At 59.1% G+C, this 21107-nt stretch carries 18 protein-coding genes and 2 pseudogenes; 14 read left to right on the top strand and 6 right to left on the bottom strand.

All coding sequences use genetic code 11. The annotated features are described in order from the left end of the window. Nucleotides 1–247: 247 nt before the first annotated feature. The 10 genes and pseudogenes from AB4N76_RS05855 to AB4N76_RS05810 all read left to right on the top strand — a co-directional run bounded on the left by AB4N76_RS05855 (nt 248) and on the right by AB4N76_RS05810 (nt 9788). Complete coding sequence (locus tag AB4N76_RS05855) at nt 248–997, top strand: electron transfer flavoprotein subunit beta/FixA family protein (protein ID WP_007945693.1); 750 nt, start codon at nt 248–250, stop codon at nt 995–997. Beyond that, entirely contained in the window at nt 998–1927 is a 930-nt protein-coding gene (locus AB4N76_RS05850) for an electron transfer flavoprotein subunit alpha/FixB family protein (RefSeq protein WP_046031716.1), read from the top strand. A 196-nt stretch (nt 1928–2123) separates the two neighbouring features. Beyond that, on the top strand, nt 2124–2951 hold the full coding sequence (locus AB4N76_RS05845) for a substrate-binding periplasmic protein (protein WP_046031717.1): 828 nt from the start codon (nt 2124–2126) through the stop codon (nt 2949–2951). 9 nt (nt 2952–2960) lie between these two features. After that, the gene (locus AB4N76_RS05840; protein ID WP_046031718.1) at nt 2961–3317 is read left to right on the top strand and encodes a DUF4398 domain-containing protein; all 357 of its coding nucleotides are present in this window, start codon (nt 2961–2963) and stop codon (nt 3315–3317) included. Continuing rightward, a complete protein-coding gene (locus AB4N76_RS05835) occupies nt 3314–4126 on the top strand; it encodes an OmpA family protein (protein ID WP_046031719.1) in 813 nt (270 codons plus the stop codon). The genes AB4N76_RS05840 and AB4N76_RS05835 overlap by 4 nt, the downstream gene beginning before the upstream one ends. A 211-nt stretch (nt 4127–4337) precedes the next feature. After that, nucleotides 4338–5778, top strand: a pseudogene (locus AB4N76_RS05830) (aminotransferase-like domain-containing protein). 88 nt (nt 5779–5866) lie between these two features. After that, nucleotides 5867–6343 (top strand): hypothetical protein, encoded by a 477-nt coding sequence (locus AB4N76_RS05825; RefSeq protein WP_046031721.1) that lies wholly within the window; start codon nt 5867–5869, stop codon nt 6341–6343. Between the two features lie 164 nt (nt 6344–6507). After that, nucleotides 6508–6762 (top strand): YkgJ family cysteine cluster protein, encoded by a 255-nt coding sequence (locus AB4N76_RS05820; RefSeq protein WP_046031722.1) that lies wholly within the window; start codon nt 6508–6510, stop codon nt 6760–6762. A gap of 41 nt (nt 6763–6803) precedes the next feature. Next, complete coding sequence (locus tag AB4N76_RS05815; protein ID WP_046031723.1) at nt 6804–7409, top strand: START domain-containing protein; 606 nt, start codon at nt 6804–6806, stop codon at nt 7407–7409. A gap of 285 nt (nt 7410–7694) precedes the next feature. Continuing rightward, nucleotides 7695–9788: an LTA synthase family protein gene (locus AB4N76_RS05810; protein ID WP_077431563.1), complete on the top strand. Its 2094-nt coding sequence runs from the start codon at nt 7695–7697 to the stop codon at nt 9786–9788. A 61-nt stretch (nt 9789–9849) separates the two neighbouring features. Here AB4N76_RS05810 and AB4N76_RS05805 read toward each other — a convergent pair whose 3' ends face one another. Next, a complete protein-coding gene (locus AB4N76_RS05805) occupies nt 9850–10008 on the bottom strand; it encodes a DUF3309 family protein (RefSeq protein ID WP_172825980.1) in 159 nt (52 codons plus the stop codon). A 279-nt stretch (nt 10009–10287) separates the two neighbouring features. On the opposite strand from AB4N76_RS05805, the gene AB4N76_RS05800 reads away from it, so the two are divergent. The 3 genes from AB4N76_RS05800 to csrA all read left to right on the top strand — a co-directional run bounded on the left by AB4N76_RS05800 (nt 10288) and on the right by csrA (nt 11839). Then, nucleotides 10288–11103: an SDR family oxidoreductase gene (locus AB4N76_RS05800; RefSeq protein ID WP_046031725.1), complete on the top strand. Its 816-nt coding sequence runs from the start codon at nt 10288–10290 to the stop codon at nt 11101–11103. A 64-nt stretch (nt 11104–11167) separates the two neighbouring features. Beyond that, complete coding sequence (locus tag AB4N76_RS05795) at nt 11168–11500, top strand: YnfA family protein (protein WP_077431565.1); 333 nt, start codon at nt 11168–11170, stop codon at nt 11498–11500. 153 nt (nt 11501–11653) lie between these two features. Next, a complete protein-coding gene (csrA, locus tag AB4N76_RS05790; RefSeq protein ID WP_077431567.1) occupies nt 11654–11839 on the top strand; it encodes a carbon storage regulator CsrA in 186 nt (61 codons plus the stop codon). 5 nt (nt 11840–11844) lie between these two features. Here the strand turns inward: csrA and AB4N76_RS05785 are convergent, their stop codons facing one another. The 5 genes and pseudogenes from AB4N76_RS05785 to mnmC form a co-directional block, all read right to left on the bottom strand. Beyond that, complete coding sequence (locus AB4N76_RS05785; protein ID WP_003199186.1) at nt 11845–12072, bottom strand: YheU family protein; 228 nt, start codon at nt 12070–12072, stop codon at nt 11845–11847. Between the two features lie 209 nt (nt 12073–12281). After that, entirely contained in the window at nt 12282–13472 is a 1191-nt protein-coding gene (locus tag AB4N76_RS05780) for an osmoprotectant NAGGN system M42 family peptidase (RefSeq protein ID WP_046031728.1), read from the bottom strand. A 167-nt stretch (nt 13473–13639) separates the two neighbouring features. Next, nucleotides 13640–15388: an N-acetylglutaminylglutamine synthetase gene (gene ngg, locus AB4N76_RS05775; protein WP_460164258.1), complete on the bottom strand. Its 1749-nt coding sequence runs from the start codon at nt 15386–15388 to the stop codon at nt 13640–13642. Between the two features lie 3 nt (nt 15389–15391). Further along, entirely contained in the window at nt 15392–17164 is a 1773-nt protein-coding gene (locus AB4N76_RS05770) for an N-acetylglutaminylglutamine amidotransferase (protein ID WP_460164257.1), read from the bottom strand. Nucleotides 17165–17429: 265 nt separating this feature from the next. Further along, nucleotides 17430–19409, bottom strand: a pseudogene (gene mnmC / locus AB4N76_RS05765) (bifunctional tRNA (5-methylaminomethyl-2-thiouridine)(34)-methyltransferase MnmD/FAD-dependent 5-carboxymethylaminomethyl-2-thiouridine(34) oxidoreductase MnmC). Between the two features lie 160 nt (nt 19410–19569). Here mnmC and pap point away from each other — a divergent pair. Next, nucleotides 19570–21084, top strand: coding sequence for a polyphosphate:AMP phosphotransferase (pap, locus tag AB4N76_RS05760; RefSeq protein ID WP_077431572.1), 1515 nt, complete (start codon nt 19570–19572; stop codon nt 21082–21084). The last annotated feature ends 23 nt before the right edge of the window (nt 21085–21107 follow it).

Genomic DNA, 21107 nt, shown 5'->3' with positions numbered 1-21107 from the left:
AAGAGCACCTCTAAAGACAGGGCGAAGGCCGTACAAGGTGATGCGTAGCGCAGGTTTGGCGCGCAGTTTACACGCCGCGATAATGAATGACTCCTCAGTCACTACTGACGAACGGTCATCATCATCGTGAGCGAAGGTCACTTGACACGATTGCCGGCGTTTTTAGAGGTGCCCTTGCGCCCGATGAGCATCAACCGCCAGGTTCGCCTAGGCGACTTTCTTTTCACCGGAGAGTAACGAGGAATCCATGAAGGTTCTTGTAGCTGTCAAACGCGTTGTGGATTACAACGTCAAGGTTCGCGTCAAGGCGGACAATTCCGGCGTCGACCTCGCTAACGTGAAGATGTCGATGAACCCGTTCTGCGAAATCGCAGTGGAAGAAGCCGTACGCCTGAAAGAGAAAGGTGTTGCGACTGAAATCGTCGTCGTCTCCGTCGGCCCGTCCACCGCTCAAGAGCAACTGCGCACCGCGCTGGCTCTGGGGGCCGACCGCGCCATCCTCGTCGAGTCCGCCGAAGACCTGACTTCCCTGGCCGTTGCCAAACTGTTGAAAGCGGTTGTCGACAAGGAACAGCCTCAGCTGGTGATCCTTGGCAAACAAGCCATCGACAGCGACAACAACCAGACTGGCCAGATGCTCGCTGCATTGAGCGGCTACGGTCAGGGCACGTTCGCTTCGAAAGTCGAAATCAGCGGCGACAGCGTTGCCGTGACTCGCGAAGTCGACGGCGGCGCGCAGACAGTTTCCCTGAAACTGCCGGCCATCGTCACCACCGACCTGCGTTTGAACGAGCCGCGTTATGCGTCCCTGCCAAACATCATGAAAGCCAAGAAGAAGCCTCTCGAAGTGCTGACTCCGGATGCTTTGGGCGTTTCCACCGCCTCCACCAACAAGACCGTGAAAGTCGAAGCGCCTGCTGCACGCAGCGCGGGTATCAAGGTCAAGTCGGTGGCTGAACTGGTCGAGAAACTGAAAAACGAAGCGAAGGTAATCTAAATGACTATCTTGGTTATTGCTGAACACGACAACAAAGTGCTGGCCCCGGCCACGCTGAACACCGTTGCTGCTGCTGCCAAAATCGGTGGCGACATCCACGTTCTGGTTGCAGGTCAGGGCGCTGGCGCCGTGGCTGAAGCCGCTGCGAAAGTCGCTGGCGTGGCTAAAGTGCTGCTGGCCGACAACGCCGCTTACGCTCACCAGTTGCCGGAAAACGTTGCTCCGCTGGTCGCTGAATTGGGCAAGGGCTACAGCCACATCCTGGCTGCCGCGACTTCCAACGGCAAAAACATCCTGCCGCGCGTTGCTGCCGCGCTGGACGTTGACCAGATCTCCGAGATCATCTCGGTTGAAAGCGCTGACACCTTCAAGCGCCCGATCTACGCCGGTAACGCTATCGCTACCGTTCAGTCGACCGCTTCGGTGAAAGTCATCACCGTGCGTGCTACCGGTTTCGACCCGGTGGCTGCTGAAGGTGGTTCTGCTGCTATTGAAGCCGTTGCTGCTGCTCATGACGCTGGCACTTCGAGCTTCGTTGGCGAAGAACTGGCCAAGTCCGATCGTCCGGAACTGACCGCTGCCAAAATCGTCGTTTCCGGCGGTCGCGGCATGCAGAACGGCGACAACTTCAAACACCTGTACGCCCTGGCCGACAAGCTGGGCGCTGCTGTCGGAGCATCGCGCGCCGCAGTCGACGCAGGTTTTGTACCCAACGACATGCAGGTCGGTCAGACCGGCAAGATCGTTGCTCCACAGCTGTACATCGCCGTCGGTATCTCCGGCGCGATCCAGCACCTGGCCGGCATGAAAGACTCCAAAGTGATCGTTGCGATCAACAAGGACGAAGAAGCGCCGATCTTCCAGGTGGCCGATTACGGCCTGGTGGCGGACCTGTTCGAAGCCATCCCCGAGTTCGAGAAGCTGGTTTAATCCAGCGGCCTGACTTATAAAGAGCCCGACCTTTTGGTCGGGCTTTTTTTTGTTCTTCTGTAGGAGATGTCGAGTGAAACGAGGCTGCGATCTTTTGATCTTCCGCTTGGGATTCGAGTGGACCTGAAAATTCGCAGCCTCGTTTCACTCGACAGCTCCTACAGGCGATAACAGGGTTTTAGTGGAGAGTGTCGCCATGGATCTGCGCTGCGTAGTTGGCTGGTCATTACTGCTGGGCTTGACGGTGTTGCCGGCGTTGTCCAGTGCCGCGGGCAAGTGCGAGCGGCTGGTGGTAACCGGAAGTCCGGATGCGCCGCCGTACCTGTGGCAAGACCCGCAAGATCCAAAGCACCTGATCGGTGCCAGTGCTGATCTGTTGCAGCACGTGGCGGGGGAATTGGGCATCAAAGTCGAGTTGCTCTACGCCGGCAAACGCTCCCAGGCGCTGGACGAAGTGCGCAGCGGGCGCATGGACCTGCTGGCGGACACGCCATTGACGGTCACTGAGCTGGAAACCCTCGATTACATTCATCCGCCCCTACTGGAAAACGACTACCTGGTCTGGACACGTAAAGACTCGAAACTGGTCTACAACAACGTGCAAGACCTTCACGGCCATCCTGGCGCATTGTCGGAAAAGTCTCGAATGACCCCGGCATTCAGCACTTTTGCAGAGCAGCAACTGACGCTCAGCCGCACGCCCAACCTGACCCAGGCGTTTCAGAAACTGCTCTTGGGTGAAGTGGAGTTTGTTCTCGCGGGCCGCTATTCAGGCATGGCGGCCGCGCAGGCATTGAGCATGGCCAACGACCTGATCGCCCATGCCGAACCCGTCGACAAACCCGGCCTGTTCCTCGCGGTATCTCATAACTCCGCCTGCAACGATCCTTGGTTGCGCGGACAGCTGGCCAAAAAGATGACAGAATTGCCCGCCTCAGGACTGGCGGACACCGCATTGCAGCGCAATATCGAGCGTTGGAAAGCGCAGCAACAGCAACAACCTGTCAGTGCCCCAAAACAGTAGGGATTTTTAGTGAGTATTCGACCTCTTTTCGCTGCCCTGGCCGTTCTGGCTCTGGCGGGTTGTGCAGCTGACCCTGCGCCGAATGAACAGATTCGCCTGACCGAACAGGCACTCGTACAAGCCAAAGCCGTGGGTGCCACCGCCGAAGACGTGCCGGAAATGAAGCTGGCCGAAGAAAAATTCGCCCGTGCCCAAGGCAACATGGCTGACCAGTCCTACAAACATGCGCGCATGCGGGCCGAGCAGGCCGAGCTGGACGCGCGTCTGGCTGAAGCCAAAGTGCTGACCCTCAAGAGCGAGGAGCAATTGAATGTGCTCAACACCCGCATCACTCGTTTGCGCAAGCAACTGGGAGATGCCCAATGAGCCTCAAGTCAACAGTTCTCGGCGGCTTGATCCTGGCCGGTTGTGCAAGCCTGTATGGGTGCGCCGGCCAACACAGTGAAGCCGCCTTGCAAGAGGCTGGCGCAGACTTCCAGAAGGTCAAGGAAGACTCCAATGTGCTGCGTATCGCGCCAAAAGACGTGATCCGCGCCGGTGAATCCCTGGCCCGCGCCGATCGTCTGTCCAGCTATTGGGGCAGTGGTTCGGACGTCGTGCATTACGCCTACTTGAGCCAGCGCTACAGCGAAATTGCGCGTGAGCACACCAATCAAGTGCTCAACGAAGAGCGCGCGGCGAAGCTCGAACTGGAGCGCCAGCGTCTGCAATTGGCTCTGCGTGAATCCAAACTGGTTAGCGTGCAACAGCAAGGCAAATGGCTCGAAGAACAGATCCTCGCATTGACCACTACTCAGACCGACCGCGGTCTGGTGATGACATTGGGCGATATGCTGTTCGATACGGGCGAGGCGGAGCTGAAGAACTCGGCCAACCGCGTGGTATTGAAGATCGTGCAGTTCCTGCAGCTTAACCCCAACCGCGTGGTGCGGATCGAGGGGTATACCGACAGCACCGGTGGCAAGCAGGACAATATCAAGCTGTCCCGTGACCGTGCACAGTCGGTAGCCGATGTGCTGATGGATCTGGGGATCGATGAAAAGCGCATTCATGTCGAAGGGTACGGGGATGAATACCCGGTGGACGTGAACGCCTCCGAGCGCGGTCGTGCGCAAAACCGCCGCGTGGAAATTGTTTTCTCCGACGAAAAAGGCCAATTGGGCGCTGCTCGCTAAGGGCTGCGTCATTGGAAAGCCCGGCCTGCCAGTCAGCGCCGGGTTTTTTTACGCCTGCAAACGGCTTCACGTTCTCCCAAAAAGCAGTACAGATTTTGCTGACACTGCACTGTATGGTCGACTATTGTGGCAACTGTCCCAGTACACTTCTAAACTGTTCCGGTATTGTTCCCCACAAGAATAAAATGCCCGTGAAATCGAGTGCTGCGTCATGACCAATCTTTTGCTCTACCAACGTATTGCTCAACAACTGGCCGAAGACATCCGCCGTGGTGTCTATCAACCGGGAGAGCGCGTGCCTTCGGTGCGCAAGATGAGTTCGCAGCTCAACGTCAGCCATGCGACGGTGTTGCAGGCGTATGCCAATCTTGAAGATCAGGGCCTGATCCGTGCCCGGCCGCAGTCGGGTTATTACGTTCACCAGACACCGGCCCTGACCGCGCCAACTCCCGACATTGCCCGGGTCGAGCGTCCAGGCCTGGTCACGCGCAGCAGCATCATTCAACAAGTGTTGGTCGAATCCCGCCGCGAGGGGGTTTTTCCGTTGGGGGCTGCGGTGCCCAGCGTCGATTACCTGCCGGTGCGGGCGCTGCATCAGCAATTGGCCAAAGTCACCCGATTCCACAGTCCGCGTGCCTTCAGCTACATGTTCAGCCCAGGTTTTGAACCGTTGCGCCGGCAGGTGGCGATCCGCATGCGCGATGCCGGTGTGGTGGTTGATCCCTCCGAAGTGGTCATCACCCACGGCTGCGTCGATGCATTGCAGATGTCATTGCGGGTACTGACTCGGCCCCGGCGACCTGATCGCCGCCGAATCACCGACTTATTATGGTCTGCTGCAACTGGCCGACTTGCTCGGTCTCAAAGTGATCGAAATCCCCAGCGACCCCGCTACCGGCATGAGCCTGGAAGCCCTGCAACTGGCGGCCAATCAATGGTCGATCAAGGCGCTGGTGTTGACCACGCGTCTGAGCAATCCATTGGGCGGAACCATGCCCGAGGAACGCCAGAAACAATTGCTGCGCCTGGCGTCGGATTTCGACATCCAGATTGTCGAAGATGATATTTACGGCGAGCTGATGTTCGAGCAGGGGCGCACCAAATCGCTCAAGGCCTACGATCGGCTGGATCGGGTCATCTATTGTTCCAGCTTCTCCAAGACCTTGTCGCCGGGCGTGCGGATCGGCTGGATGATCGCTGGCAAGTACCAGCAGGAAATCCAGCGCTTGCAGACGTTCAGTACCCATTCGGCCTGCAGCGTCACGCAAATGGGCATTGCGGCTTATCTGGAAAACGGCGGTTACGACCGGCACTTGCGCTACATCCGTCAGGAATACCGCAAGAACCTCAGCGCCTTTCAGCTCGCAGTCCAGCAATACTTCCCGGAAGGCACGCAGATGACCCGGCCTACTGGCGGCTTCATTCTGTGGGTCAGTTTGCCGGGACGGGTAAACACACAGGAACTGCACGTACGGGCGTTGCAGCAGGGCATCAGCATCGCGCCGGGGCTGATCTTCAGTAACACCGAGCAGTTCAATCACTGCATTCGGCTGAACTGTGGCATCCCCTGGAATCGAGAAGCCGAACGTGCCTTGATGACCTTGGGGATGTTGGCGACGCAACTTTGCCAGGAGATGGCCGGCGGCTTCTAAGCCGTCGTGCGGTCGTTTTGCGCGGTGCTTGTCATGTGACGTGCAACAGGCGAGCATATGGCCCTCTGCCGTTAGCGCTGTTGGGTTCATGAAGCCGATTTTTCCTGCCGTCTGCCTGTCTTTTTGCCTGTTGATGACCGTTCAAGCCGAAGGCGTCATGGCGGCGGCTGGTCAGGAAAAACCGGCAGTCAGCGCAACGTCGAAAAAGCCGGCGCCCGCCAAGAAAGCCGCGCCAGCCAAAAAGAATGCGGCTGTGGTGAAAAAGCGACCACCCATTGCCTCCAAGTCGAAACCGGCCAGTGAAGTGGTGAAAACCCAGCTTCCTTCCGCCAATCTTGATTTGAGACTGCCCCCGCAAATGGCAGAAGAATTCAAACCGCTCGGCACTGTGCCTTTGCCCAGGCACGATCCGTTGTTGCCGCCCATGTTTGGCGAAAAAAAGCCGGACAGCAGCCCTTTTCAATTGAACGGCCGTTTGCTCAGCAACGAAATGCAGTTGCAACTGCGCAATGAAGAGCGCCGGGAAGTCGAAGGGGCGGCGCTGGATTTCGAGTTCAAGCAGTAAATCATTCCCATCCGTGACCCGCAGGCCAGACGCTTTGTCGGAGACTGGTCAGTCACGTTGATTTGAACGAAAAACCCCGGTTCAGGTAATTTTAAACAACTGTTTTAGCGGTTACTCTGTGCCCCGTCCTTTTACATATCACACCTCGTGAGGAGCTCGTCGTCATGAAATGCCGTGAAGGCTGTGGCGCCTGTTGCATTGCCCCTTCCATCAGTTCACCGATTCCCGGTATGCCCAATGGCAAAGCCGCGGGCGAACGTTGCGTACAACTTTCGGTCGATAACCTGTGCAGCATCTTCGGCAACCCGGAGCGCCCCGCGGTGTGTTCGGCATTTGAAGCCGACGTCGAAGTGTGCGGAAGCAGCAGTGACGAGGCGATCAAATTGCTGGGATGGTGGGAGCAAATGACCGCGGCGTGATGTGTTCAAACAACGGAACTTCAACAATAAGGAATAAGACTATGGGTTCGCTGCATCGTATTGCTGTTTTGTGTGGACTGACCGCCGCGTTGGCCACCACGGCCGTTCAGGCTGAAGACTGGAAAGTCGCCAAGAACGAGGACGGCATCAAGGTCTCCCTGAGTGAAGTGCCTGGCTCGGACTACAAGGCCTACCAGGGCGTCGTATTGATGAAGACCACTGTTGCCAAACTGCGCGCACTGCAGGAAGACGTGTCCGGTGCCTGTGCCTGGATTCACGAATGCAAAACCCAAAAGCTGCTCAAGCATGAAGGTGACCAGAGCTGGACCTACACCCAATTCAATACCCCATGGCCGGTTACCCCGCGTGACTCGGTGCTGCACGTCACCACCGTCGAAGGTACCGATGGCAGCCTGACCCGCAAGCTCGAAGGCGTACCGAAATACGTCCCGGAAGAAAAAGGTTTCGTGCGCGTCACCAAGGTCGACGGCTTCTGGAAGTTCGTACCCAAGGGTGACCAGGTTGAAGTGACCTATCAGGTTCACACCGAGCCAGGCGGCAGCGTGCCGTCGATGGTTGCCAACAAGTTTGTGGTCGATGCGCCGTTCGATACTTTGAAAGCCCTGAAACAACGCGCCGAGAAGTAATCACAGCGTTGTTCTACAAAACGCCCCGACTGGTTCGGGGCGTTTGCGTTTTAACGCAGGCCCCGGTTTTATTGTGTTTCCGGATATGCGTTGCACAAAATTTTCACAATGGCTCCAAGACAATCCGCCCGCACCCGCCAGTCAAACAGTAATCAATGGCAATGAGGCGGGTGATCGTGCAACATTTGCGCACCGCGCAAGCCCCGGGGCCAGGTATTGGCTAACAGAGGGCAGGGCGCCGCAGTATTTTTTGAAACTTCAACTTCCAATGGGTCCTAAAACGACATGGCAAACCCGGACGCCCTGAATCAGCAGCGAGCTTCTAGTCGCCTGCTGCAACCGACCGTCAAATCGCACCTGGCCTACACGCTGCTGTGCGCCTTGATCATGATGGTCATGTTCAGCCTGCTGCGTGTTGCGCTGCTGGTCTACAACCGCTCGATGATCCTCGACACACCGGCTTCCACTTTCCTTGAAGCATTCGCCAACGGTCTGCGTTTCGACCTGCGACTGGTGGTCTACCTTTGCGTTCCGCTGTTGCTGGCACTGTTCAGCGCGCGGGCCATGGCTGCGCGCGGCTTCTTCCGTTTCTGGCTGACCATCGCGTCGAGCATCGCGCTGTTCCTCGGCCTGATGGAGATGGACTTCTACCGCGAGTTCCACCAGCGCCTCAACGGTCTGGTCTTCCAGTACGTGAAGGAAGACCCGAAAACCGTGATGAGCATGCTCTGGTACGGTTTCCCGGTGGTTCGCTATCTGCTGGCCTGGGCCTTTGGCACATTGATTCTGACCCTGGCGTTCAAGGGCGCTGATCGTGCGACCCGTCCTCGCGGCCCGTTCAGCGGCGGCAGCATCGGCACTCGCCAGATCGCCCCGTGGTATGCGCGCATCGGCGTGTTCGTCGTTTGCCTGCTGATCTGCGTAGTGGCCGCTCGTGGCACTTTGCGTCAGGGCCCGCCGCTGCGCTGGGGTGACGTTTACACCACCGACTCGAACTTCGCCAACCAGTTGGGCCTCAACGGCACACTGTCGTTGATCGCGGCGGCCAAGAGCCGGATGTCCGAAGATCGCGACAACATCTGGAAAGCTACGCTGCCGCAGCCTCAGGCTCAGCAGACCGTGCGTGACATGCTGGTGATGAAAGACGAAAAACTGGTGGATGCCGACATCGCCGCCGTGCGTCGCGATTACATGCCACCGGCCGACAAGACCCTGCCGATCAAGAACGTGGTGGTGATCCTGATGGAAAGCATGGCCGGTCACTCGGTCGGCGCGTTGGGCGGCCCGGGTAACATCACCCCCTACCTCGACAAACTGTCGAAGGAAGGCCTGTTGTTCGACCGCTTCTTCTCCAATGGCACCCACACCCACCAGGGCATGTTTGCCACCATGGCCTGCTTCCCGAACCTGCCGGGTTTCGAATACCTGATGCAAACCCCGGAAGGCAGCCACAAATTGTCCGGCCTGCCGCAGTTGCTCAGTGCCCGCGACTTCGACGACGTATACGTCTATAACGGCGATTTCGCCTGGGATAACCAGTCGGGTTTCTTCAGCAACCAGGGCATGACCAACTTCATCGGGCGTAACGACTACGTGAACCCGGTGTTCTCCGACCCAACTTGGGGCGTGTCTGACCAGGATATGTTCGACCGTGGCCTGGTAGAGCTAAAGGCTCGTGAAAACGGCAAGCCGTTCTATGCCTTGCTGCAGACGCTGTCGAACCACACGCCGTATGCCTTGCCGACGCCATTGCCGGTTGAACGCGTGACTGATCGCGGCAACCTGAACGAACACCTGACCGCCATGCGCTACTCCGACTGGGCGCTCGGGCAATTCTTCGAGAAGGCGCGTAAAGAGCCGTACTTCAAGGAAACCCTGTTCGTGATCGTGGGTGACCATGGTTTCGGCAACGAACAGCAAATCACCGAAATGGACCTGGGCCGCTTCAACGTTCCGATGCTGATGATCGCGCCGGGTATCCAGGAAAAGTTCGGCCAGCGTGACCACACCGTCGGCACTCAGATCGACATCGTGCCGACCATCATGGGCCGTATCGGTGGCGAAGTGCGCCATCAGTGCTGGGGACGTGACCTGCTCAACCTGCCTGAAGGCGATGCCGGTTTTGGCGTGATCAAACCGTCGGGGAGCGAGCAGACTACCGCCATCCTTACGGCTGACCAGATCCTGGTGCTGCCAAAAGAAAAGGAAATGGAGCCGAAGGTGTACCGCTACGAACTGGGCGCCAACCCGCACGCCGAGATCGTTCCTAACGATCCGCGCACTGCCGAGTTGAAACTCAAGCTCGAGTCGTTCCTGCAAACGGCGACCAAAAGCCTGCTCGACAACACCGCCGGTGTGGTTGACGGCAAACCGGACTAAGTTTCCAGCGCATTAAAAAAGAGGCCCTTTTCAAGGGCCTCTTTTTTTGCCTGTTAAACCGTTATATCCGGCCAAGCAAGAGCAAAATCAACAGCACCACCAATACCACGCCGATGATACCCGACGGGCCATAACCCCAACTTCTGGAGTGCGGGAAGACCGGCAGACCACCGATCAGCAAGAGAATGAGAATAACGATCAAAATTGTGCCCATGTCTATTACCTTGTTGGAAGTGTTATGGAAAGACCTGACTTTTAACTGTCTGCTGGAAGGTTAAAATTTCAAGCTGCTTACAAAGTCCGACTGATGCGCGAGTCGGAAAATTCCATGTTTTTTTAATGTTTTTTGAAGACCCGGCTATTTCTTTTTCACAGGATTAGTTGGAGCACACGCGCCCGCGGTTTGCTCGGGCCATTCAGCAATCTGATACAGCGTGGGTCGGGTTATGTCCTTCGCTACACTCAGCGCATCTTCCCCGGAACCACAAGGCTGTTTGCTATGCAAAATCGCATGATGATCACTGGCGCGGGCTCGGGCCTGGGTCGCGAAATCGCGCTGCGCTGGGCGCGTGAAGGCTGGCAACTGGCCTTGTCGGATGTCAGCGAGCCTGGCCTGCAAGAAACCCTCAAACTCGTTCGCGACGCCGGCGGTGATGGTTTTATCCAGCGTTGCGATGTACGCGACTACAGCCAACTGACGGCCTTCGCCCAGGCGTGCGAAGAGAAGCTCGGCGGCATCGATGTCATCGTCAACAATGCGGGCGTGGCGTCGGGCGGCTTCTTCAGCGAACTGTCCCTGGAGGATTGGGACTGGCAGATCGCGATCAACCTGATGGGTGTGGTCAAGGGCTGCAAGGCGTTCTTGCCGCTGCTGGAGAAAAGTAAAGGCAAGATCATCAACATCGCGTCGATGGCCGCCCTGATGCAAGGCCCGGCCATGAGCAACTACAACGTGGCCAAGGCCGGCGTGGTGGCGTTGTCGGAAAGCCTGTTGATCGAACTGGCACAACAGGAAGTAGGCGTGCATGTCGTATGCCCGTCGTTCTTCCAGACCAACTTGCTCGACTCTTTCCGCGGCCCGACCCCAGCGATGAAAGCCCAGGTCGGCAAATTGCTGGAAAGTTCGCCAATCACCGCCACCGACATTGCCGACTACATCTACAAACAGGTGGCCGCCGGCGAATTCATGATCCTGCCTCACGAACAAGGCCGCATGGCGTGGGCGATCAAACAGAAGAACCCGCAACTGCTCTACAACGAAATGACCGTCATGGCCGACAAAATGCGCGCCAAGGCCAAACAAAACGCTGACTGAACTTGCCCATGGGTGTCAGCGTCGTTAGGGTGGCCGCCATCGGCCATCCTCACGAGGCATCTGCATGCTCAATTACCTGTGGTTTTTCCTCGCGGCGCTGTTCGAAATCGCTGGCTGTTTCGCGTTCTGGATGTGGTTGCGCCAAGGCAAAAGTGTTTGGTGGGTCGTGCCGGCACTGCTCAGCCTGACCTTGTTCGCGCTGCTGCTGACCCGCGTCGAAGCCGCCTACGCCGGTCGCGCCTACGCGGCCTACGGTGGCATTTACATCATCGCTTCAATTGGCTGGCTGGCGGTCGTCGAGCGGATTCGTCCATTGAGTTCGGACTGGATCGGCGTGGCGTTGTGCGTGATCGGCGCGAGCGTCATTTTGTTCGGCCCGCGCTTCTCGGTTTCCTGAAGGATTGTTCCTGCGTCCGAACGATTTGTCGGATGTTTCCGTCAGTGGTGGTCGTCCGGTGCTGTAGGGCCGGACTGATTTGTCGTCATCGCATTGAAGCCCTTCGATGCGCCGGGCATCTTCAAGGACCGGTAATCCTGAAGGACCAATGCCATGCTTGTACTCAGTCGTGTTGTGGGCGAGATGATTTCCATCGGTGACAACATTTCAGTGCGTATCCTCAACGTCAACGGCGCCAATGTGCGCTTTGGCGTCGAAGCGCCGCAAAACGTCAATGTGCATCGCGCCGAAGTCTATGAGCGCATCCAGGCCAAGCGGGCAAAGGCCAAGGGCCGCTGAACCGTTCAGTCAAACAGATGCTTGGGCACATCGTGCTTGAGCATCAATTGGCACTGCTCGCTTTCCGGATCGAAGACAATCAGCGCCTGGCCCTTGGTCAATGCCTGGCGAACCCGCAAAACGCGGGTTTCCAGCGGTGTATCGTCACCGTTGTCGGTGCCGTCACGGGTCACGAAGTCCTCGATCAGGCGGGTCAGGGTGTCGACTTCAAGTTGGTCGTGGGGAATCAGCATGGGCACCTCGGCTAAAACAATGTCGGGATGCTACGGCGAATGACCGCTTGCGACTAGCCTCGGCCTCATGCGTTGCCTGTGCGGACGCCTTCGCGAGCAAGCCCGCTCCCACATTCAATTGCGTTCCTTCAGGAGGAACTCGGTCAAATGTGGGAGCGGGCTTGCTCGCGAAGGCTATCTGTCAGCCACTAAAGATACCAGGCCTGGAGTCAGCTATCGTTGCGCTGCCCGACAAGGCTATCCACCGAAGGCACCCGCGTATCACTTTCCATCTGCGTCTCATGTTCAAGCTGATGACTGAACCGGTCCAGCGAGCCCTTCGCCGGTTGCGCATCACTGGCAAACACTGGCGGACTCAAGATGTAGGCGCCGAGCAATCGACTCAACGCCGCCAAACTGTCGATGTGCGTACGCTCATAACCGTGCGTGGCGTCGCAACCAAAGGCGAGCAGGGCGGTGCGAATGTCATGCCCGGCGGTTACCGCCGAGTGCGCATCGCTGAAGTAGTAACGGAACAGGTCGCGGCGCACGGGCAGTTCATTGTCACTGGCCAGTCGCAGCAAATGGCGCGACAAGTGATAGTCGTAAGGTCCGCCGGAATCCTGCATTGCCACACTGACGGCGTGTTCGCTGGAGTGCTGGCCGGGTGCGACGGGCGCAATGTCGATTCCGACGAATTCGCTAACGTCCCACGGCAACGCTGCCGCCGCGCCACTGCCGGTTTCCTCGGTAATGGTGAACAGTGGATGACAATCGATCATCAACGCTTCACCACTGTCGACGATGGCCTTGAGCGCCGCCAGCAGTGCGGCGACACCGGCCTTGTCGTCGAGATGGCGGGCGCTGATGTGGCCGCTTTCAGTGAATTCCGGCAACGGGTCGAAAGCCACGAAATCGCCCACGCTGATCCCCAGCGAATCGCAGTCGGCGCGGGTGGCGCAGTAGGCATCCAGGCGCAGTTCAACGTGATCCCAGCTGATCGGCATTTCGTCCACGGCCGTGTTGAAAGCATGCCCGGATGCCATCAGCGGCAACACGCTGCCGCGAATCACCCCGTTATCGGTGAACAGGCTGACCCGGCTGCCCTCGGCAAAACGGCTGGACCAGCAACCGACCGGCGCCAAGGCCAGGCGACCGTTATCCTTCACGGCACGAACCGCCGCACCGATGGTATCCAGGTGAGCGCAAACCGCACGGTCGGGGCTGCTTTTTTTGCCTTTGAGGGTTGCACGGATGGTTCCGCGCCGGGTCATTTCGAATGGAATGCCCAACTCTTCCAGGCGTTCGGCGACGTAGCGCACGATGGTGTCGGTGAACCCGGTCGGGCTGGGAATGGCGAGCATTTCCAGCAGGACTTTTTGCAGGTAATCGAGATCCGGTTCAGGGATTTTACTGGTCATGGAAACTCCTGATGGGTACAGAACATCGATGGTTTCGATGAGGGGGATAAGTTAGATTTTTGGTGCCTGGCACGCCGCCTTCGCGAGCAAGCCCGCTCCCACATTTGACCGAGTATCCCTGTGGGAGCGGGCTTGCTCGCGAAGGGGCCAGTTCAAGCACTACAGATCTAAAGGGCCGCCGGCTGACTGTGCGGAAACAACAAATCCACAAACCGCTCAGCCGTCGGCTGCGGTTCATGGTTGGCCAGCCCGGCGCGTTCATTGGCCTCGATAAACACATACTCAGGCTGGTCGGCGGCTCGCACCATCAGGTCGAGCCCGACCATCGGGATATCCAGCGCCCGTGCCGCCCGCACCGCGGCGTCGGCCAGGGTCGGATGCAGGATCGCCGTGACGTCCTCCAGAATCCCGCCTGTATGAAGATTCGCCGTCTTGCGTACGAACAGATGCTCGCCTGCTGGCAGGACGCTGTTGTAGTCGTAACCCGCCGCATGCAACGTGCGCTGGGTTTCATGATCCAGCGGGATTTTGCTTTCACCACGGGTGGCGGCCTGCCGACGCCGGCTCTGGGCCTCGATCAGTGCGCCGATGGCGTGCTGACCATCGCCGATCACTTGCGCCGGGCGCCGAATCGCCGCCGCCACCACCTCAAACCCGATCACCACAATCCGCAGGTCCAGCCCTTCGTGGAAGCTTTCCAGCAGCACGCGACTGTCGAATGGGCGGGCGGCTTCGATGGCGTGCTGCACCTCTTCAATCGTGCGCAAATCCACGGCAACGCCCTGGCCTTGTTCGCCATCCAGCGGTTTGACCACCACGCGTTCGTGCTCGTCGAGAAACGCCAGATTGTCATCGGCGTTACCGGCCAATTGTTGCGCAGGCAGGTTCAGTCCTGCGGCCTTGAGCACTTTGTGCGTCAGGCTTTTGTCCTGGCACAAGCTCATGCTGATGGCGCTGGTCAGGTCGCTCAACGATTCGCGACAACGCACCCGGCGTCCGCCATGGCTGAGAGTGAACAGGCCGGCATCGGCATCATCCACCTGTACATCAATGCCGCGACGATGGGCTTCCTCGACGATGATTCGCGCATATGGATTGAAATTGGCCTGCGGCCCCGGTCCGAGAAACAGCGGCTGATTGATGCCGTTCTTGCACTTGATGGCGAAGGTCGAGAGGTTGCGAAACCCGAGTTTGGCGTAGAGGCTTTTCGCTTGTCGGTTGTCGTGCAAAACGGACAAGTCCAGGCAACTGAGCCCACGGCTCATGAAGTGCTCGATCAAGTGACGCACCAACACTTCGCCCACCCCCGGTCGTGAACATTGCGGGTCGACCGCCAGGCACCACAGGCTGCTGCCGTTTTCCGGGTCGTTGAACGCCTTGTGGTGATTGAGGCCCATGACACTGCCAATGATTGCGCCGCTGTCTTCGTCTTCGGCCAGCCAATACACCGGGCCGCCCAGATGCCGTGGGGTCAACAGACTTGCATCGATCGGCAACATGCCGCGCGCCTGATACAGCTGGTTGATGGCCTGCCAGTCCGCCTCGCTTTGTGCCCGACGAATGCGAAAACCACGAAACACGCGAGTGGCCTGACGGTAATCGCTGAACCACAAACGCAAGGTGTCCGAGGGGTCGAGAAATAGCTGAGCCGGCTCCAGCCCCAGTATTTGTTGAGGCGCGGCGACGTACAGCGCAATGTCGCGCTCGCCCGGCTGCTCGTTGAGCAGCGCTTGGGCGAGGCAGGCCGGATCAGGAAAGGTGTGCCCGATCAGCAACCGGCCCCAGCCGCAATGCACGGCAATCGGCGCGGCGCTCAAGGCGCTGCCATCTTCGGCCAGACGCGCCTGCAAGCGTTCATAAGAAGGTGGCTGGCCGCGCAACAAGCGTTGGCTATAAGCCGTGGCGTGGGGTTTCATCGATCAGATTCCTTGCTCACTGAGCCACAGGTTCAGGGCCGCCAGTTGCCACAGCTTTGAGCCGCGCAACGGGGTCAATTGACCCTGCGGGTCCGTCAGCAAACGGTCGAGCATGGCCGGGTTGAACAGGCCGCGATCCTGGCTGGGGTCAAGCAACAGGTCGCGCACCCAGTTCAGCGTGTCACCTTGCAAATGCTTGAGGCCTGGCACCGGGAAGTAACCTTTCTTGCGGTCGATGACTTCATTCGGAATCACCGATCTCGCGGCTTCTTTCAAGACGTGTTTGCCACCGCCCGGCAGTTTGAATTTCCCCGGTACGCGGGCCGACAATTCCACCAGGCGATAGTCAAGAAACGGTGTACGCGCCTCCAGCCCCCAGGCCATGGTCATGTTGTCGACGCGTTTGACCGGGTCGTCCACCAGCATCACCGTGCTGTCCAGGCGCAGAGCCTTGTCCACCGCTGCATCGGCGCCGGGCTGTGCGAAATGTTCCTTCACGAAGTCACCGGCGGCGTCATTCGCTGTCAGCCATTTCGGCTGCACAGTGGCCGCGTACTCCTCATGGCTGCGGTCGAAGAACGCCTCGCGATAGGCTGCGTACGGATCGCTTGCGCCGTCGACCTGCGGATACCAGTGATAACCGGCGAACAGCTCGTCCGCACCCTGGCCGCTTTGCACCACTTTGCAATGCTTGGCCACTTCGCGTGACAGCAGATAGAAGGCGATGCAGTCATGACTGACCATCGGCTCGCTCATGGCGCGGAATGCCGCTGGCAATTGCTCGATGATCTCTTTTTCGTCGATGCGCAATTGATGATGCCGGGTGCCGTAGTGGGTGGCGATCAGGTCCGAATACTGGAACTCGTCGCCGCGTTCGCCGCCGGCATCCTCAAAACCAATGGAGAAGGTCGACAGGTTTTCCACGCCGACTTCACGCAACAGCCCGACCAGCAGGCTTGAGTCGACGCCGCCCGAGAGCAGAACGCCAACGTCGACCGCCGCCCGTTGGCGGATCGCCACGGCGTCGCGCGTGCTATCGAGGACACGGTCACGCCAGTCTTCGAGGGTCAGATTGATTTCGTCGGCGCGCGGGCCATAGGGCAGCGTCCACCAGGTTTTCTGTTCGGTGCTGCCGTCCGCTTCGATGCGCATCCAGGTCGCCGGTGGCAGTTTTTCAATGCCGGCCAGCAGGGTGCGCGGCGCCGGGACCACGGCGTGGAAGTTCAGGTAATGATTGAGCGCCACCGGGTCGAGAATCGGGTTGATGTCGCCACCCTTGAGCAACGCCGGCAACGCTGAGGCAAAGCGCAGGTGCTGACCGGTGCGCGACAGGTACAGCGGCTTCACACCGAGACGGTCGCGGGCGATGAACAATCGTTGGGCGTCGCGCTCCCAAATGGCGAACGCAAACATGCCGTTTAGCTTGGGCAGCAAGGCTTCACCCCAGGCGTGATAGCCCTTGAGCAGCACTTCGGTGTCCCCGCCGGAGTAGAACGTATAACCGAGGTTTTCGAGCTCGGTGCGCAACTCGGGGAAGTTATAGATCGCGCCGTTGAAGGCCAGGGACAGGCCCAGTTGATTGTCGATCATCGGCTGCGCCGAGCCGTCTGACAGGTCCATGATTTTCAAGCGCCGATGGCCTAGGGCAATCGGTCCTTGAGCATGAAAACCCCAGGCGTCAGGGCCACGAGGGGCTAAGTGATGGGTGATTCGTTCAACGGCCGCGAGGTCCGCAGGTTGATGATCGAAGCGTAACTCGCCAGCTAATCCGCACATAAAATCCTTACCGGTTTTTCCGTTGGGGAGGGTCAATCGATACCCGGCCAAATCGGCGGGTACTCAGAAACTGACCCAGTGGGACTGTGGGAGTTTTAGATCGATAAGTAATAAGCCCATGTGGTGGACGGGGCGGTCTTACCCGAAAAAAGGTGGGGGTGTGCGGTACATATTGCTGCCAAACATTGAAAATCCTGCTGTATCAACCACTGAACAGACCAGATTTTCGTGCTGTTAATCGGTCATTGAACGAGCTACTTCGGGGTCATTGACCCCGAATCAAACGCCGCAGCGCAAAACGGTTGGGATGACAGGCTTCGGCCACGGCCCTGGGCAGTGGCAGGGGTTCGTCATCGAGCCAGGCGGCAAGCAATTCGCCTGCTAACGGCGCGGTGATCAATCCCCGTGAACCATGGCCGCTGTTGACGTACAAGCCGTCCAGCCATGGAGCAAGGGATGTCCGGCGTTTGCCGGGCATCCTTGCTCAGGGCGATGTAAGCGTCGGCGAAAGCCTGGTGATCGGCCAAGGGGCCGACAATCGGCAAGTAGTCCGGGCTGGTGCAGCGAAACGCCGCGCGACCTTCAAGTGCTTCAGGTTGCAGGGTGTGCGCGCCGAGCCGTGTGACCAGATCCGCCGAAATCTCTTCGAGCATGTTCAGGTTGCCGGCATGCTCGGCCGCCGTGGGTGTCAGGTCATCGCTGTTGAAATCGAAACTGGCGCCCAGTGTGTGTTCACCCATCCGGGCCGGCGCGACATACCCTTCGGCGCAGACCACAGTACTCAGGCTTTGGCTGCCAGGTGTCTGATGCAGACGAGTGATCTGTCCGCGAATGCGTTTGAGCGGCAGTTCGCTGCTGTAGGGGAAACGCTTGATCTCGGCTGCGCCGGCCAGCACTACGACCGGTGCGCTCGCCAGCAAGGTCTCGCCATCCCAGGCTTGCCACTGATTATCCTGGCGACGCAGTTCCAGGACCTCGTGGTGCATCAGGAGCTTGATATTCGGTTGCCCGGCTTGCCATTGGCACAAGGCGGGCGGGTGCACCCAACCGCCTTCGGGATAAAACAGGCCGCCCGATTGCAGGCCGATGCCGGCACGGCTCTGGGCCTGCTCTCGATCCAGTGTGTGCAATAAATCCTCGGGGAACGCCGCCGCCAGTTGCGCCTGACGCTGCGCTTCCTTGGCATTGAACGCCAGTTGCAGGACACCACAACCGTCCCAGTCGAGGCCCCGCTGCAAATGCTCAAGCAAACGTCGGGTGTAGCCAAAACCGCTGACAATCAATTGCGACAGCGCCGTGCCATGGGCCGAAAGCTTGAGGTAAAGCACGCCCTGTGGATTGCCCGAGGCTTCCTGCGCCAGCGCGTCGTGGCGCTCCAGCAGGCTCACCTGCCAACCCCGCGCCGCCAGGCTGGCAGCGCTTGCACAACCGGCCAGGCCGGCACCGATGACCAAGGCATGACGCTCGCCCGTCAACGGCGCCGGACGCGCAAACCAGGGTTTTACGGCAATGGGCGCAACGGCGTCCTCGGGCCATCCGAGGAACACGCCCCGCAGGATTTCCCACTTGTGGCCGATGCCCGGCGTGCGCTTCATCTTGAACCCTGCGCCATTGAGCAAGCGTCGCACCCAACCGGTACTGGTGAACGTGCTGATGGTCGAGCCGGGCGCTGCCAGCCGTGCCAGTTCGGCAAACAGTTCGGCGGTCCACATGTCGGGGTTTTTGCCGGGGCGAAACCGTCGAGAAACCAGGCGTCAATCTGTGCGTCCAGTTGCGGCAACTGTTCAAGCGCATCGCCAATCAACAGGGTCAACGTCACGCGACCGTTATCCAGAATCAGGCGCTGGAAGCCTTGATGAATGGCCACGTACTGGGCGAGCAATTGATCGGCGAACGGTTTGAGTTCTGGCCACAACGCCAGGGCTCGCTGCAGGTCGGGCAAGCTCAGAGGGTACTTTTCGACGCTGACGAAGTGCAGCCGTGCACCCGCCACGGCGTGCTGTTCGAACAATTGCCAGGCACACAGAAAATTCAATCCGGTGCCGAAGCCCGTCTCGCCAATCACCAGTCGGCCGCCGTCCGCCAACGCGCTGAAACGCTCACGCAGAGCGTTTTGCTCAAGGAACACGTAACGGGTTTCTTCGAGGCCCGACTTGTCAGAAAAATAGACATCGTCGAACACTCGCGAGTACGGACGACCCTGGTCATCCCAGTCGAGTTGGGCGTGAGGCAATACAGGTTTCATGGCAGGCTCGGCAACGGCAAGGCCGCCATTCTAGCCGATCGACGGGACGCTGCCTGATCCATGGCAAGGTCCATGGCGGTCCCGACAGTGAAAATCGGATTTCTCCCCCGCTGGAGGAATCAATCCGCTAGTCTTGCTCACATCTGGAAGGGAGCCGCCCATGTTTGAGTCTGCTGAAATCGACCACGCCATTGACAAAGAAACCTATGACGCCGAAGTGCCGGCACTGCGCGAAGCCTTGCTCGAAGCTCAGTTTGAGCTAGGCCAGCAGAGCCGGTTTCCGGTGATCATTCTGATCAACGGCATCGAAGGTGCCGGCAAGGGCGAGACGGTCAAGTTGCTCAACGAATGGATGGACCCGCGCCTGATCGAGGTCCGCACGTTCGACCAGCAAACCGACGAAGAGCTGTCACGGCCACCGGCCTGGCGCTATTGGCGGATGCTTCCCGCCAAGGGACGCATGGGGATTTTCTTCGGAAACTGGTACAGCCAGATGCTTCAGGGCCGGGTCCATGGCGAGTTCAAGGACCCACGACTCGACCAGGCCATCAACGCGGCCGAGCGTCTGGAGAAAATGCTGTGCGATGAAGGCGCGTTGATCGTCAAGTTCTGGTTCCACCTCTCCAAGAAACAAATGAAGGCCCGCCTTAAAGCGTTGGCCGACGACCCTTTGCACAGCTGGCGCATCAGCCCGCTGGATTGGCAGCAATCGCAAACGTATGACCGGTTCGTGAAGTTCGGCGAGCGGGTATTGCGTCGCACCAGTCGTGACTACGCGCCGTGGCATGTGATCGCCGGGATGGACGCGCGCTATCGCAGCCTGGTGGTGGGCAAGATTCTGCTCGATAGCCTGCACGGCGCACTGAAGCGGCCGAAGATACACCCGGAAAAAGTCAGTGCCGCGCCCGTATTCCCCAGCGTCGATCAAGTGAACCTGCTCGACAGCCTCGACCTGACCCAGCAACTGGACAAAGACGACTACGAAGAGCAGTTGGTAACTGAACAGGCGCGGTTTTCCGGGTTGATGCGTGACAAGCGCATGCGCCGACATGCGCTGGTGGCGGTGTTCGAAGGCAACGATGCCGCAGGCAAGGGCGGGGCGATTCGCCGGGTGGCGGCGGCGCTTGATCCGCGTCAGTACAGCATCGTGCCGATTGCCGCGCCCACCGAAGAAGAGCGGGCGCAGCCCTATTTGTGGCGTTTCTGGAGACACCTTCCGGCGCGGGGCAAGTTCACCGTGTTCGATCGCTCCTGGTACGGACGGGTGCTGGTAGAGCGCATCGAAGGATTCTGCAGCCCGGCGGACTGGCTGCGCGCCTACAGCGAAATCAACGATTTCGAAGAGCAGGTCGCTGATGCCGGGGTGATCGTGGTCAAGTTCTGGCTGGCCATCGACAAACAGACGCAGCTGGAACGCTTCCAGGAGCGCGAACAGATCCCCTTCAAGCGGTTCAAGATTACGGAGGATGACTGGCGCAATCGCGACAAATGGGACGCGTACCGCGCCGCGGTCGGCGACATGGTTGACCGTACCAGCACGGAAATCTCTCCCTGGACCCTGGTCGAAGCCAATGACAAGCGCTGGGCGCGGGTCAAGGTGCTGCGCACCATTAATCTGGCGCTGGAAGAGGCGTTCGAAAAGTCCGACAAGAAGGCGAAGAAACACAAGGACTGAGTCGATGGCTACGCATACGCGGG

This window comes from Pseudomonas sp. S2_F03 (genome assembly GCF_054668335.1).
The sequence above is the reverse complement of the archived record's forward strand: the minus strand, read 5'-3'. Positions and strand labels throughout refer to the sequence as shown.